Origin of the sequence: Chakrabartyella piscis, from assembly GCA_030067835.1 — a bacterium.
GTDB lineage: Bacteria > Bacillota > Clostridia > Lachnospirales > Anaerotignaceae > Chakrabartyella > Chakrabartyella piscis.
Window position 1 is genome coordinate 1,248,354 of the sequence record CP092441.1, and the last position, 13,185, is coordinate 1,261,538.

Sequence of the window (13,185 nt, forward strand, 5' to 3'; positions counted from 1 at the left end):
GAGGATGATGAAATGAACTATATAGAAAAATATAAGAGCATGGGTATTCTTTCAGACAATGCAGCCTTCGAATATCTAATGTCAAATCTTAAAGATACAATTCGTACATATGATTTTTTTGTTGCTTGGGGAAAGGTTCTTGGGAATGTAACGAAAATTGAAGTGGCATTGAATATTTTGAACACTCTTATTGGAAAAGAAGATGCAGAAGCTACCCTAAAAGACTTAATCAAAGACTACCCTGAAGTAGTTCCAGTTATTCCTTTTTTAATTGCTGTTCGTGGTACGAGTGTCAAAATTGCTGACATGGGTGGCGACATTGAATATTCATTTTCTAAACGAAAAGAATATTCTGATGACGAAATTGATAACATAGTTTGTTTTGCTAAAGAATGTGGTTTGCTTAAGGTGCTATCAGATAAGAGTATTAAAAATCTTGTAGATTATGCCATTGGTGTTGAAGTTGGTCTTGATACCAATGCTCGCAAAAATCGTAGTGGTACAGCTATGGAAAATCTTACAGAAGTATATGTGAAATCAATTTGTGACAAACATGACTATAAATATATAGCACAAGCAACAGCAAATAAAATCAAGCAAGAATTTGGCAAAGAGGTAAATACAGACAAAGCAGATAGGCATTTTGATTTTGCGGTTGATACTGGAGATATGCTTTACCTTATGGAAGTGAATTATTATGGCGGTGGAGGATCGAAGCTAAAATCAGTATCGGGTGAGTTTAGTAGCTTGTTTGAACTTGTCAAGAATGATAGGACGGGATTCATTTGGGTGACAGATGGTGAAGGGTGGCTGACAGCAAAACGTCCTCTTAGGGAAACATTTGATGTAACGGACTATATTATGAATATCAATATGATAGAGCGAGGGCTGCTTGAAGAAATACTTGTGAAAGGATTATAAACATGATAAAAAATGGAAAAGGTGGAGGAAATACTCGTACAGGGTTAGTGTTTGAAGGAAAAACAGATTTGGCTACCTTCCTTTCAGAACAAGATGGATACAGAGTAGACAATGGATTTGTTTATTATCAAGGAAATGAAGTGGCTAGACTTTTTAAAAAACATGGATTTTATCGTTTTTTAGATGAAATAGGAATCGAATGGAAGAAAATTATATCAAAGAAAATTTTACCTGATGATAGTATTTATGTAATTATTAATAATACGATGTATATCATAGAATGCAAGTTTCAGCAAGTGGCGGGTTCTGTTGATGAGAAAATTCAAACTTGTGACTTTAAGAAAAAACAATATCAAAAATTAATGGCGCCGGCAAATATTGAAGTTGAATATATGTATTTGTTGAGTGAGTGGTTTAAAGATCCTAAATATAAAGATGTGTTGGATTATATTATTAGTGTTCGTTGTCAGTATTATTTTGAATATATTCCTTTGGCAAAATTAGGATTGCCTGTACCTTGTATTGAAGGAGGGGAATAATTCGTGGCAAAGAAAGTAAAAAAATGGGAACCAGAGAATTTTGAACTAGAGATGACTACACATTGGACATTTCCGAAGCGTGGTGATTGGGCAACACATGATGCTAAATGGAGGGGGAATTGGTCGCCATATATACCAAGAAATTTACTTCTTCGTTATTCCAAAGAGGGCGATTTGGTGCTAGATCAGTTTGCGGGTGGAGGAACTACCCTTGTGGAGGCGAAGTTGCTTAAACGCAATATTATTGGTGTTGATGTTAATGATGTTGCGTTGGATAGATGTAGAGAAAAAATTGATTTTGAGTGGGAAGATGCAGGTAAAGTCTATATACATAAAGGTGATGCACGAAATTTGCACTTTGTACCTGACGAAAGCATAGATTTAATTGCAACTCATCCTCCTTACGCTAATATCATTCAGTATAGCGAAGATATAGCAGAAGATTTATCTCACTTGAAAATCAAGGGATTTCTCGAAGAAATGAAAAAAGTGGCTTCTGAAAGCTACCGAGTTTTGAAAGATGATAAATTTTGCTGTATTTTAATGGGCGATACAAGAATTAAAGGTCATGTGCAAACAATGAGCTTTGAAGTTATGAAAATCTTTGAAGCTGAGGGGTTCAAACTAAAAGAAATCATTATAAAAGAACAACACAACTGTAAGGCAACGGGATATTGGAAAACTAATAGTGTGAAGTATAACTTTTTGTTGCTTGCACATGAGTATTTATTTGTGTTTAAGAAATAAAACTATGAATGGGGGAAGAAAATGAGAAAATATGAATATAAAGATTTGAGCATTAGTGATTTATATATTAACCCGGAAAATTATCGCTATATAAATGATGCAAATGATGAAATAGATGCTGTGATTTCTATGTTCAATGTGAATACTGGTACTCCAGTAAAAGAAATGTACAATTTAGCAAAAGATATAGTTGAAGATGGACTCAACCCTTTTGAAGTGCCAATTGCTTGCTATGATGATGACTTGAAAAAGTATGTAGTGTTTGATGGTAATAGGCGTATTACTTGCATAAAGCTTATGACTCAATACAAAGATAATAAGGATATAGCTGAGAAAATTCCTTCAGTCAAAGAAATTTATAAATTGAATTATGATAATGACAAGATTCAATGCGTGGTTTATACTAATTCGGATGATGCGAAGCATTTTTTATATAAAATTCATCAAGATGTTAATGAGGGAATTGGAAGAAAGCAGTGGGATTATCAAGCAAAAATGAAAGCTGATGCAGCTAAGGGGAATAAAAGTAAAACTTATTCTATCGTAGAATTTTTAAAAAATAATCCAAGTACGGATAAATCTTTAATCTCTGATATAGATAATAATCGTTGGATTTCAAAACTTGAACGTGTAGTTGGTTTCGCTAAATTTAAAGAAACTTACAATATAACCTTTGGGATAAATAATTCATTAATCTATAAGGACTCTGAAGAGCAAGTATTAGCGATGATGTCAAAACTTGTATATGATCTAATTCATAATTCTGCAACCAATAATTTTAGATTTAAAAGTGATTTTGAAAATTATGTATCAAAACTTAATGCAGAATTTAAAACACAGATAGTTGCAGATAATAATGAGGATAAACAAGAACAAACTAAGAATGATTCAAATAGTAGTGTAGCTACTTCGAAAGATTTTCAGAGAACTCAAGGGAGTAATGATACAAAAAGCACAAAAAGTGAAAAAAGCGGACAAGCTAATAATGATATAAGTAATGATACAGAACTTCCGGCTACGGGAACACCGCGAACCATGTCAAAACAATATTTTGGAAAGGTAGCACTTAAGCTTGGAAAAGTTTATGCTACTGATGATTATGATTGCTTGAATGAAAAAGGGAAACAAATGATTATGGAATTGGAAGGGTTAAATATAAAAGAATATCCCGTAGCATCAGCCGCTTTATGCAGAGCATTATTAGAGTGTGTGCTGAAATTATGGATGACGTCTATTAACGATACAAATTTTGACTCTGGGAAATTACCAACTACATATAATTTGTGTCTTACTTCACTTAGAAATAAAGGATATATAAATGATAAGGAACATAAAGTCTTAAAAGCTGAAGTCAATAAAGCTAATTATATTGATTTATTAAACACATGGATTCATTCTGAAACGAGTGCGTGTGTTTCAGAAACCAACCTTATTAGCGGATGGAAAAATACAAGACTTTTAATTGAAAAATATATAGATAAACACAAGAAATGAGATGCGTAAATGAATATTCTATTAGTAGAAGCAGATTATAAAAATAAATATCCACCTTTAGGTTTAATGAAAATTAGTGCTTATCATAAAAGTATTGGAGACGATGTAGTCTTGGTAAAAGGCAAAAATGTAGAGTTGAAAGATAAAAAATGGGACAGAATTTATATTACGACACTATTTACTTTTTATTGGAAAAAAACAATAGACGTAATAAAATATTATTATAATTCAGTTGAAGAACCCAAAAATATTTTTGTGGGTGGTATTATGGCAACTCTGTTATATGATGATTTACAGTTAGAAGAAGATATTCGAGGCATTACTATTATGAAAGGTTTGCTTGATGAACCTAATATGTTAGGTAGTGAAGAAATACCGGTAGATTTAATAACACCTGATTATGATATAATAGACACTGATAAAAATAAATATTTAGATTATGAGTATGAAGTGAAAAATGCGTATATTACTTCGGCTACTAAAGGTTGTATCAGAAAATGTGAATTTTGTGCTGTTAGAACACTTGAACCTAAATATTGTCAGTTTGTAGATATCAAAAAGCAAGTCAAAAAAATCAATGAGCTATATGGAGAAAAACGCAATTTAATGTTGTTGGATAATAATATATTAGCTTCTCCGTCGTTAGAGAAAATTGTTGATGATTTGGTTGAGTTGGGCTTTGGGCGAGGCAATAAGAGTTATGAAAAACAATCAGGGAAAAGAAGGCTGAAACAGACGAGATATGTTGATTTTAATCAAGGAACAGATGCGAGGCTTTTAACTGAAAGTACCATTTTACAATTGGCAAGACTTGAAATAAAACCGTTAAGAATTGCCTTTGACCATGCTGATGATGAAAATGTGAGGATCTACAAAGAAGCACAGTGGTTAGCTGCAAAAAACGGCTTTAAGAATCTATCTAATTATGTATTATTCAATTTTCACGACACACCGAAAGAGCTATATGATAGATTACGCATCAATATTGAATTAAATAACAGTTTTATTAAAGAAGAATTATCAACCGGTATTTGGTCATTTCCTATGAAATATATGCCATTTACAGGTGATAATCGTAAGGATAGAAAATATATAGGCGAACATTGGAATGCAAAGCTTTTGAGAGGAGTGCAATGTATATTAAATGCAACTCATGGAGTTGTAGGGCCGAAAGAAGCATTTTTTAATCACGCTTTTGGAAATACATACAATGAATTTGAAGAATTAATATATATGCCGGAGTTATACATTACAAAACGTAGTTCTAGTGTTGAAAAAATTGAAGAGTGGAAGAAAATATATAGAAGCTTAAATACTGATGAAATGTACCAGTTTATTAATTTGATTAAGAATAATATATTTCCTATAGTAGAAATTGAGAATGAAAAAGTCAGATATTTATATAAATGTTATTTAAAATAAATGAGCTTGAATATTTGGCAACATTTTGGCAACAAAAAATCAGATACCAAAAAATATTCAAATAATTTTTAATAATACAAATACCACTTGCCATAAAACATAATCAAAACTGTTTAAGTTGTGTTTTGTGGTGGGGAGTGGGAGTAAGTAGTAAAAGGCTTGAAAGTGGCTTAAACACTGGGTTTTTGGCACTTCTTAAAGGCTTATGATACTACTATGATACTAAAATTATTTTAACCGATAAATTTATAGTATCCCAAAATGAATAAAACATGAGGAAAACCCTCCTGTTTCGCTAAGTTTTATGACTTAGTGAAATGGGAGGGTTTTTTATTTTGGCTACAAATTGGCTACACCAGATTTACAAAGGCTCGTTATTGCCTGTTAATTCGTCTTTGGTAAGGGCAAGTAAAAACTTGTCTGTAAGTAGCTGCGTTTTAGCTGTTTCATTTTCCACGGTAAAAAGTGCATCAGATAACTGCTGTGCCATTGCTTCTTCTGTGGCAATGCGTTCTAGGCAAGCATTAATTTTATCATTATTAAAACGTACCTTAATTGAAGTAGGATCAATGCTACCATCAGCATTTCGGTCATAGGCAAAATCAGCACCAAGTTTTTCTTTCAATAGATAAAACAAGGTCATGGCATCACCTACTGTTTCAACTTTAACGGTATCAAGCTTAACTTTAAGTAATTCATTACCGCCTATTTCGAGAACGGAAGCAATCTTTTGTAATTGCTCTGCTTTTGGGAACCTATCCCCTGCTTCGTATTTACGGATTGATATTTCGCTTAATCCAGAAAGTTCAGATAATTGCTTTTGTGTCAGCTTATTTGCTTTACGATAAAATTGAATTTTTTCACCTATATTCATGATACGCACCTCTCTTATAGATACTATTGTATCAGAAATATAAAAGAAAGTAAAGAAAATTCTTGACAGATACAAAAGTATCTGAAATTATATAATATATAAACAGATACAATAGTATCTTAAAAATAAAAAGGAGGACACAATATGTCAAAAGTAACTTTATTAACAGCAACGGATGTAGCAGAAATCTTAGGTATGTCAAAACCTTATTGTTATAAGGTGATTGCAAAAATGAATGAGCAACTTGAAAAGGAGGGATATATGACGATCAGAGGAAAAATCAGTAAAACATATTTTGAAGAAAAATATTATGGTTTACAAACAAAGACTAACTATTAAAAGTCAAGTCTAAATTCAAAATTTTTGAATGACTTACAGAAATATATTTCAGATAGATAATGAACATTGAAAACTGCATGACAAATAGAGCATCTCTACAGGTGCTCAAATCAGGAGATATTTAGAGAAAACAAATCAGGTCACTTTATGTATGCCTCTCGTGTTTTTTCTAGTTGATAAATTACTCTTACAAGCTTTTTGGCAGCATGGGAAATGGCAACATAATAATGCTTTCCTTCAGCACGTTTTTTAGCTAGGTATGCATTAAATGTTGGATCCCAATGACAAACATAGATTGTGGCATTAAATAATGCATATCGCAGGTAGCGAGAACCTCGTTTTTCCATTTTAGAATGGGAGGATTCTAACTGACCAGACTGATAAGTGGACGGCGATAACCCAGCATAAGCCAAAATCTTATCTGGAGAATCAAACCTAGAAAAATCCCCAATCTCTGCAAGAATCATTGCACCCATGCGATAACTGATTCCAGGTATGGTTAGGATTGGAGACTGCATTTCATCCACAATAGATTTGATTTCGGTTTCTATTTCAGCAATTTCAGAATCTAACACTTTGATGAGTTGAATGGTATGCTTCAATTCTAATGATTTGGCGGGCATATGGGAGCCAATAGAAGTTCTAGCTGTATTACGGAATAGAATAGCCGTATTTTTATCAAAGCGCCCTCTAGAAGCTGTTTCCAGAAGATTCGTCAACCTAGTCAAATGTGCATCGGCAATGGCTTTGGAACTTGGAAACTCAACCAACAAAGCATAAACGGATGCGATATGAAGTGTTGGCACCAATTTTTCCAATTCAGGAAATAAAATCGTTACAAGCCTAGAAATGGAAGTTTTTAATTTTGCCCGTTCTTTTACTTTATCAAAACGATAACGAGTGAGTGACTTTAGTTCTTCGTTGTGGTATGATGTATCTGAGTAGGACTTCAAGTTCACATCAGACATGAGCATAGTAGCAATCGTATGGGCATCAACTTTATCCGTTTTCGTCTTTCTAAGGCTTAGACTTTTTCTGTAAAGATTTGTATGTAACGGGTTGATAGTATAGGTGGTTAGACCTTTATCAAGCAGATACCCCAAGATGTTATAACTGTAGTGTCCAGTGGCTTCAAGTCCTACTTTTACTTTGGTTAAATCATCGGAAAGAGATTCTACTCTTTGATAAAGTTCATCAAATCCATCTCGGTTGTTTGTGATGGTAAATGCTTTTGCAAGTATTTCCCCATCAGAGTTGGTCATAAAACAATCGTGCTTATCCTTGGCAACATCAATTCCTACGTAAATCATAAATAAATTTCTCCTTAAAAAGTATTTGATACTGTTTGGAACCACTGGTACTCTTTGCGATTGTAACCTCGTTCTAAATAAACCGTCATGCGGTATCTAACTAATTAACAAATAAACAAAGAGACTGTGGTTGGAGCCTTTATTAAACCATCAAGTGGTAGGAGGAATTCACCAATCCACAGTATCTAAATCAGCGTAGCTTATACCTAGGAAAAGGTAAAGAAAAAGCTATAAATATATAATACGAGGAGGAATTTGCATAATGCCAGTTTATAAAGATGAAAGGTATAACACATGGTTTTCAGCGTTCTATTACAAGAATTGGCAAGGTAAAAATGTCAAGAAAATGAAACGTGGATTTAAAACCAAAAAGGAAGCACAGGAATGGGAAAGGGTATTTCTCCAACAACAGACAAAAGATTTGGACATGAGTTTTTCGGCTTTTTATGAACTGTATAAAAATGACATGAAGTCAAGATTGAAACTCAACACTTGGCTGACTAAGGAAAATATCATAGAAAATAAGATTTTGCCGTACTTCAAAGATAAAAAGATGAATGAAATCAAGCCAACAGATGTAATTGCTTGGCAAAACACCATGATTCAAGCGACAAACTCTAAAGGCAACCACCACAGCAATACCTATAAAAAGACATTGCACAACCAATTATCAGCAGTTTTTAATCATGCTGTAAAATTCTATGATTTGAAGAACAATCCGGCAGCAAAGGTTGGAAATTTCGGTAGTGAGAAAACCAAAGAAATCGACTTTTGGACGCAAGAAGAATATGAGGTTTTCATTGATGCGATGAGAGATAAACCATTATCCTATTATGCGTTTTCCGTCATGTATTGGACAGGGGTTAGAACTGGAGAATTACTTGCCTTGACACCCAGTGACTTCGATTTTGAAAAAGGTACTTTGAGTATCAATAAATCATATCAGCGTTTGCAAGGTAAAGATGTTATCACTGAGCCAAAGACGCCAAAAAGCAATCGCATCATCAAAATAACAGATACTTTGTGCAAGGAAGTGCAAGAGTATATTCGACATCAATACAAGATGAAACCCAAAGACAGGTTATTCCCTACAAATAAAAGCTACTTAACCAACGAAATGCGTCGTGGATGCAAAGAAACTGGTGTGAAAAAGATAACCCTGCACAGTATTCGTCATTCACATTGTAGTTTGCTCATAAATCTAGGCTTTAGTGCAGTAGCCATTGCCGATAGATTGGGGCATGAAAGCATTGATATTACTTATCGATATGCTCACTTATTTCCATCCAAGCAGACGGAAATGGTGGATAGATTGGAGGAATTACAAAATGTCAATAAAAAATCTTGATAAGAAAAATCGCTTTCGTAGCAAGACAGTTGCCTTTAGAGTGTCACCTGAAGAATGGGAGCAGTTTGAAACAGCTGTGAAACTCTCAGGATTAACCAAACAAGATTACCTAATCAACCGCATATCAGAGCGTGATATTGTGGTACAGGGCAATCCACGAGTCTACAAGGCACTTCGTGACCAACTAAATCACGTCTTAGTGGAACTAAGCCGTATTGATGGATTGATAGATGGATTGGATACGGAACTGTTAGAAACAATCAATCTCATTACAATCACATTACATGGCTTAAAACAATGAAAAAAGTCCTTATCAGTGAAACGGCAATTTCAAAGATAAAGACTTTTAGATACCAAAGATAAACTATGGTGTGCATATATGCAAAATAAGTATACCATAGTTTGCTTTTAAAATTCAATAACTTAGATGAAAAAGGAGAATAAATTTGAGTGAACTTAAAATAATCAACATGGAAGATGTGGAGGTCAGAGAGGTGGAATGGCTTTGGTATCCATATATTCCATACGGAAAAATTACCATCATTCAAGGTGATCCAGGTGAAGGCAAAACAACAGCAGTTTTGCAATTATCAGCACTACTTAGCAAGGGTGAAAAACTCCCTTGTGATGACAGAGATATAGAACCAGTAAACATTATTTATCAAACTGCAGAAGATGGCTTGAATGATACTGTGAAACCAAGGCTTGTTGCAGCAAATGCAGATTGTACTAAAATTAAAGTCATTGATGAAACTGATAAAAGCCTTACTATGATTGATGAACACATAGAAGAAGCTATACTGGAAACAGGTGCAAGAGTTGTGATTTTAGACCCTATTCAAGCATATCTAGGTGCAGAAGTCAATATGAATTCTGCCAATGAAATACGAGATGTAACAAAGCAATTAGGACATCTTGCAGACCGTTATAATTGTGCAATTATACTGATAGGTCACATGAATAAAGGTGGTGGAAAAGCATCATATAGAGGTTTGGGTTCTATTGATTTTCAAGCAGTAGCCAGAAGTGTTTTAATCGTTGGTAGATTAAAAGATAATCCAACTATGAGAATTATCGCACAAGGTAAATCAAGCCTTGCTCCTGAGGGTGACAGCATAGCATTTGAACTAAATAAAGATACTGGATTTAGATGGATTGGCAAATGTGAAATGTCGGTAGAAGAACTACTTTCAGGTACTCCAAAGGATAATAAATCACAACTTGCTGAGAGGTTATTAAACGAAATGTTAGAAGATGGAAAAAGACTTCAATCTGATATTTTAGCTAAAGCAAAAGATTGGGATATTTCTAAACGAGTGCTTGACGAAGCTAAGAAAAAGCTAGGTGTGAAGTCTACTAAAACGGCTAACAAATGGTATTGGGAATTACCTCCAAAAGAGTGATTTCCAACATTGCAAGGTTGCGGTATGTCTATACAACAACAATGTTGCAACCTTGCGATGAACCAATGCAACAGGATGTTGCCCTTCGGAGAACGCAGGCGCTATTGATACGTAGTGTCAAAAGTGCTATTGCGTTACTTTTGACAAAAGTAACAAAAGGAGCTGACGCTCTAGTTAGTTAAAGGAGTAGAAAAATGAAAAACGTACAAATAAGCTATGACCTATTTTTAATGCTAGTCAAGTTTCACTTAGGCGGTGACGACCTGTGGCTAGAAGAAATAGAAAACGGTCTGAATCAAAAAGTAGATGCAATCATTGCACGCAACACCTATACAAAATATAAAACTGCTGACAGCAAAGAGGAACAAGAAAAAGCAAGGATTGAATACCTTGATTTAAAGGGATACCATAAAGATTTTAGATGGTGATATTTCACTTTATCAGCAATGAACAGGTGCGTGGCACGCTCCTGTAATCTGTAATTAAGGAGGCGAATTTTATTTGAAACGAACCATCAGTATTGCAAAAGGTAAAGGCTCTATCGGTCATAACAATCGTGATTTTAAAGCTGAAAATGTTGATGCAGATAGAGTGCATTTAAACACTTGTTTTGTAAATGAAGATTTGAAGAAAGTGTATCATAAATTATTTGATGAAGCACTTGAAAACTACAATAACAAGCAAAAAAGAAACGATAGAAAAATCCCTGATTATTATGAAAAAATCAGAACTTCCAAACAGGAAAAGTTGTCTTATGAAATCATCGTTCAAGTCGGTGATTTTGAGGATATGAATGCTAAAAGTGATAATGGTAAACTTGCTGAAGAAATTCTAAAAAAGTATATGGCAGATTTTCAAAAACGAAATCCAACACTGTATGTATTCTCGGCACATCTTCACATGGACGAAGCAACACCACATTTGCATATAGACTTTGTTCCATATACAAGTGGCAATAAGCGTGGCTTAGAAACGAAGAATACGTTAAAAGGCGCATTAAATCAACTAGGTTTTAATGGAGGAACCAAAAGCAGTACAGAGCTTAATCAGTGGCAAGATACAGAGAAAGAAGTTGTTGCAAAAATCATGCTTGAGCATGGCATTGAGTGGGAGAAAAAAGGCACACAGAAAAAGCATTTATCAGTGGAAAACTACAAGGCTGAAAAACGAGCTGAGGAAGTTTTAAAACTTGATAAAGTTATTGAAGAAAAATCAACAGTGATAGAAAATCTTGATTTGAAAAATGAAGAAATAACAGGGGAAATTTCTGAAAAGCAAGAAGATTTGGAGTTGTTATCTGATGAATTTGACAGCAAATCTAAAAAGCTCAAAAAGGTAGAAAATCACCTTGATACAATGCTGAAAGATGTAAAAACCATTGATAATAATATCCATAAATTCGATGAAGATAAGGAGTGGCAGTTGCCTGATCCACCAGTGTTGATTACAGCAAATGCATATAAAGACAAAAAAGCAGCACCATTGGTGTCGGCATTAAAGGAATATATCAAAGGTCTTACCATAAAATTTGTTAGGCTTAAATCTGAATTTGATAAACAGGCAAGACTTATTCAAAATCTGACAAACAGATTGGAACGTGCAGAAGAAAGAGCAATTAAAAATGATAGGTATAATATACTGGAAAAAATCTTAGGTAAAGATAAGATTGATGATTTGATTTCAGATTATCAAAACAATACGAAAAAACCTATTATACAAATGAAGAAACAAAATCATGAAAGGTAGGAAATACAATGGCGAAATCAGATGTTTGGCAAGATTTTATTGATAGCTTAATAGGACAACATTTTGAAAATTATAAAAAGACAAAAGAGAGCATTTTGTGGTCTAATCGTATGGAACATATTGATGAAATGCTAACTACAAATCTCACCCAAGATGAAAAAATAATGGTGGAGGAAGTCCTTTTTGAAACAGGAGAACAGCAAGAACATTATGCAGATATTTTGTATGAGCAAGGCATGAAAGATTGTGTGATGATACTTAAAAATATGGGGGTAATTTAATATGAAAGAGTTAGAAAAAGAAATTTATGATGAAAATAATGGTCTGTGGTACACATTAGCAGATGATGGCTGCTATTATCCAAATTTGGAGTTACCAAAAGAAGATAATACTTGGGTGGGTAAATATGGTCTAATGCGTAAAATATATCTTATAGAGCATAAGAATTGGTATTATATGCACCTTTACTTATCAGGTAAGCTGAATCAGCATTTGGCAGATGTGAACGAACAAGCACAGGCACAGGTGGATCAGATGGTAACACACTGGGCGAAGCTAAATGGAGTTGATGAAAATTTAAAGGCTGCCAATCAAATGGAATGGGTTGGCAGAATGAATAACTATCAGATGATGGCTGAGGAGGTTGTTTTGAGGGAGATTATATTTATATGATAATTATGAAAGGGTGTTGGTATGAAAATCAATACCCTTTCATTGGTTAGATTTAAAACTATGCAATCGCATACATTTAAATTGACATCTAATTGTTTTTATACTATAATTATAGTTGAATAATAGTATATTTATATGAGGTGTAGGGTATGTATGCAAGCTACAATAAACTATGGAAATTGCTAATTGATAAAAATATGAAAAAGAAAGACCTAATGGCAATTACAGGAATCAGCCAAGCTACCATAGGCAAACTGGGTAGAAGTGAAACAGTAAATAGTGATGTATTGATTAGAATTTGTGCAGCACTAAATTGTGATATTGGCGATATTATGGAAGTTATAAAAGAGTGAATTTAAACTGTTTTTAG

The 13,185-nt window shown here is 33.7% G+C and carries 16 protein-coding genes; 14 read left to right on the forward strand and 2 right to left on the reverse strand.

The genetic code is table 11. The features are described from left to right. The first annotated feature begins 12 nt into the window (after positions 1-12). The 5 genes from MJY40_RS05570 to MJY40_RS05590 are packed head-to-tail and all read left to right on the forward strand — an operon-like array spanning position 13 to position 5,123. Positions 13-921, forward strand: a complete 909-nt coding sequence (locus MJY40_RS05570; protein ID WP_317856042.1) for a type II restriction endonuclease — start codon at positions 13-15, stop codon at positions 919-921. Between the two features lie 2 nt (positions 922-923). Further along, the gene (locus tag MJY40_RS05575; protein WP_317856043.1) at positions 924-1,460 is read left to right on the forward strand and encodes a PD-(D/E)XK nuclease superfamily protein; all 537 of its coding nucleotides are present in this window, start codon (positions 924-926) and stop codon (positions 1,458-1,460) included. 3 nt (positions 1,461-1,463) lie between these two features. Next, positions 1,464-2,207, forward strand: a complete 744-nt coding sequence (locus MJY40_RS05580; protein WP_331488230.1) for a TRM11 family SAM-dependent methyltransferase — start codon at positions 1,464-1,466, stop codon at positions 2,205-2,207. 21 nt (positions 2,208-2,228) lie between these two features. After that, positions 2,229-3,701 (forward strand): hypothetical protein, encoded by a 1,473-nt coding sequence (locus MJY40_RS05585; protein WP_317856044.1) that lies wholly within the window; start codon positions 2,229-2,231, stop codon positions 3,699-3,701. A 9-nt stretch (positions 3,702-3,710) separates the two neighbouring features. Next, positions 3,711-5,123 (forward strand): radical SAM protein, encoded by a 1,413-nt coding sequence (locus MJY40_RS05590; RefSeq protein ID WP_317856045.1) that lies wholly within the window; start codon positions 3,711-3,713, stop codon positions 5,121-5,123. A 361-nt stretch (positions 5,124-5,484) separates the two neighbouring features. Here MJY40_RS05590 and MJY40_RS05595 read toward each other — a convergent pair whose 3' ends face one another. Continuing rightward, entirely contained in the window at positions 5,485-5,997 is a 513-nt protein-coding gene (locus MJY40_RS05595; RefSeq protein ID WP_317856046.1) for a helix-turn-helix domain-containing protein, read from the reverse strand. A 144-nt stretch (positions 5,998-6,141) separates the two neighbouring features. On the opposite strand from MJY40_RS05595, the gene MJY40_RS05600 reads away from it, so the two are divergent. Then, positions 6,142-6,336 carry a DNA-binding protein gene (locus tag MJY40_RS05600; RefSeq protein ID WP_317856047.1) on the forward strand — a complete coding sequence of 65 codons (195 nt, stop codon included), beginning with the start codon at positions 6,142-6,144 and terminating at the stop codon, positions 6,334-6,336. A gap of 140 nt (positions 6,337-6,476) precedes the next feature. Here MJY40_RS05600 and MJY40_RS05605 read toward each other — a convergent pair whose 3' ends face one another. Then, positions 6,477-7,646 carry an IS110 family RNA-guided transposase gene (locus MJY40_RS05605; RefSeq protein WP_317855116.1) on the reverse strand — a complete coding sequence of 390 codons (1,170 nt, stop codon included), beginning with the start codon at positions 7,644-7,646 and terminating at the stop codon, positions 6,477-6,479. A gap of 262 nt (positions 7,647-7,908) precedes the next feature. Between MJY40_RS05605 and MJY40_RS05610 the strand changes: the two genes are divergently transcribed. From MJY40_RS05610 to MJY40_RS05645, 8 genes are all read left to right on the forward strand, one after another. Continuing rightward, the gene (locus MJY40_RS05610; RefSeq protein WP_317856048.1) at positions 7,909-8,994 is read left to right on the forward strand and encodes a site-specific integrase; all 1,086 of its coding nucleotides are present in this window, start codon (positions 7,909-7,911) and stop codon (positions 8,992-8,994) included. Further along, positions 8,975-9,295 carry a plasmid mobilization protein gene (locus MJY40_RS05615; RefSeq protein ID WP_317856049.1) on the forward strand — a complete coding sequence of 107 codons (321 nt, stop codon included), beginning with the start codon at positions 8,975-8,977 and terminating at the stop codon, positions 9,293-9,295. The genes MJY40_RS05610 and MJY40_RS05615 overlap by 20 nt, the downstream gene beginning before the upstream one ends. A gap of 169 nt (positions 9,296-9,464) precedes the next feature. Continuing rightward, positions 9,465-10,397, forward strand: a complete 933-nt coding sequence (locus MJY40_RS05620; RefSeq protein WP_317856417.1) for an AAA family ATPase — start codon at positions 9,465-9,467, stop codon at positions 10,395-10,397. A 194-nt stretch (positions 10,398-10,591) separates the two neighbouring features. Next, a complete protein-coding gene (locus MJY40_RS05625) occupies positions 10,592-10,825 on the forward strand; it encodes a complexin-2 (RefSeq protein WP_317856050.1) in 234 nt (77 codons plus the stop codon). A 73-nt stretch (positions 10,826-10,898) separates the two neighbouring features. Next, a complete protein-coding gene (locus MJY40_RS05630) occupies positions 10,899-12,143 on the forward strand; it encodes a plasmid recombination protein (protein ID WP_317856051.1) in 1,245 nt (414 codons plus the stop codon). A gap of 8 nt (positions 12,144-12,151) precedes the next feature. Further along, positions 12,152-12,424, forward strand: a complete 273-nt coding sequence (locus tag MJY40_RS05635; RefSeq protein ID WP_317856052.1) for a hypothetical protein — start codon at positions 12,152-12,154, stop codon at positions 12,422-12,424. A gap of 1 nt (position 12,425) precedes the next feature. Then, positions 12,426-12,815 carry a TnpV protein gene (locus MJY40_RS05640; protein WP_317856053.1) on the forward strand — a complete coding sequence of 130 codons (390 nt, stop codon included), beginning with the start codon at positions 12,426-12,428 and terminating at the stop codon, positions 12,813-12,815. A gap of 149 nt (positions 12,816-12,964) precedes the next feature. Continuing rightward, complete coding sequence (locus MJY40_RS05645) at positions 12,965-13,168, forward strand: helix-turn-helix domain-containing protein (protein WP_317856054.1); 204 nt, start codon at positions 12,965-12,967, stop codon at positions 13,166-13,168. Positions 13,169-13,185 lie beyond the last annotated feature (17 nt).

What these genes read in the sequence shown, in the direction of transcription:
- MJY40_RS05635 (WP_317856052.1), top strand. Translation starts at nt 12,152, where the DNA reads ATGGCGAAATCAGATGTTTGGCAAGATTTTATTGATAGCTTAATAGGA.
- MJY40_RS05610 (WP_317856048.1), top strand. Translation starts at nt 7,909, where the DNA reads ATGCCAGTTTATAAAGATGAAAGGTATAACACATGGTTTTCAGCGTTC.
- MJY40_RS05615 (WP_317856049.1), top strand. Translation starts at nt 8,975, where the DNA reads ATGTCAATAAAAAATCTTGATAAGAAAAATCGCTTTCGTAGCAAGACA.
- MJY40_RS05575 (WP_317856043.1), top strand. Translation starts at nt 924, where the DNA reads ATGATAAAAAATGGAAAAGGTGGAGGAAATACTCGTACAGGGTTAGTG.
- MJY40_RS05600 (WP_317856047.1), top strand. Translation starts at nt 6,142, where the DNA reads ATGTCAAAAGTAACTTTATTAACAGCAACGGATGTAGCAGAAATCTTA.
- MJY40_RS05640 (WP_317856053.1), top strand. Translation starts at nt 12,426, where the DNA reads ATGAAAGAGTTAGAAAAAGAAATTTATGATGAAAATAATGGTCTGTGG.
- MJY40_RS05585 (WP_317856044.1), top strand. Translation starts at nt 2,229, where the DNA reads ATGAGAAAATATGAATATAAAGATTTGAGCATTAGTGATTTATATATT.
- MJY40_RS05590 (WP_317856045.1), top strand. Translation starts at nt 3,711, where the DNA reads ATGAATATTCTATTAGTAGAAGCAGATTATAAAAATAAATATCCACCT.
- MJY40_RS05605 (WP_317855116.1), bottom strand. Translation starts at nt 7,646, where the DNA reads ATGATTTACGTAGGAATTGATGTTGCCAAGGATAAGCACGATTGTTTT.
- MJY40_RS05595 (WP_317856046.1), bottom strand. Translation starts at nt 5,997, where the DNA reads ATGAATATAGGTGAAAAAATTCAATTTTATCGTAAAGCAAATAAGCTG.
- MJY40_RS05620 (WP_317856417.1), top strand. Translation starts at nt 9,465, where the DNA reads ATGGAAGATGTGGAGGTCAGAGAGGTGGAATGGCTTTGGTATCCATAT.
- MJY40_RS05570 (WP_317856042.1), top strand. Translation starts at nt 13, where the DNA reads ATGAACTATATAGAAAAATATAAGAGCATGGGTATTCTTTCAGACAAT.
- MJY40_RS05625 (WP_317856050.1), top strand. Translation starts at nt 10,592, where the DNA reads ATGAAAAACGTACAAATAAGCTATGACCTATTTTTAATGCTAGTCAAG.
- MJY40_RS05645 (WP_317856054.1), top strand. Translation starts at nt 12,965, where the DNA reads ATGTATGCAAGCTACAATAAACTATGGAAATTGCTAATTGATAAAAAT.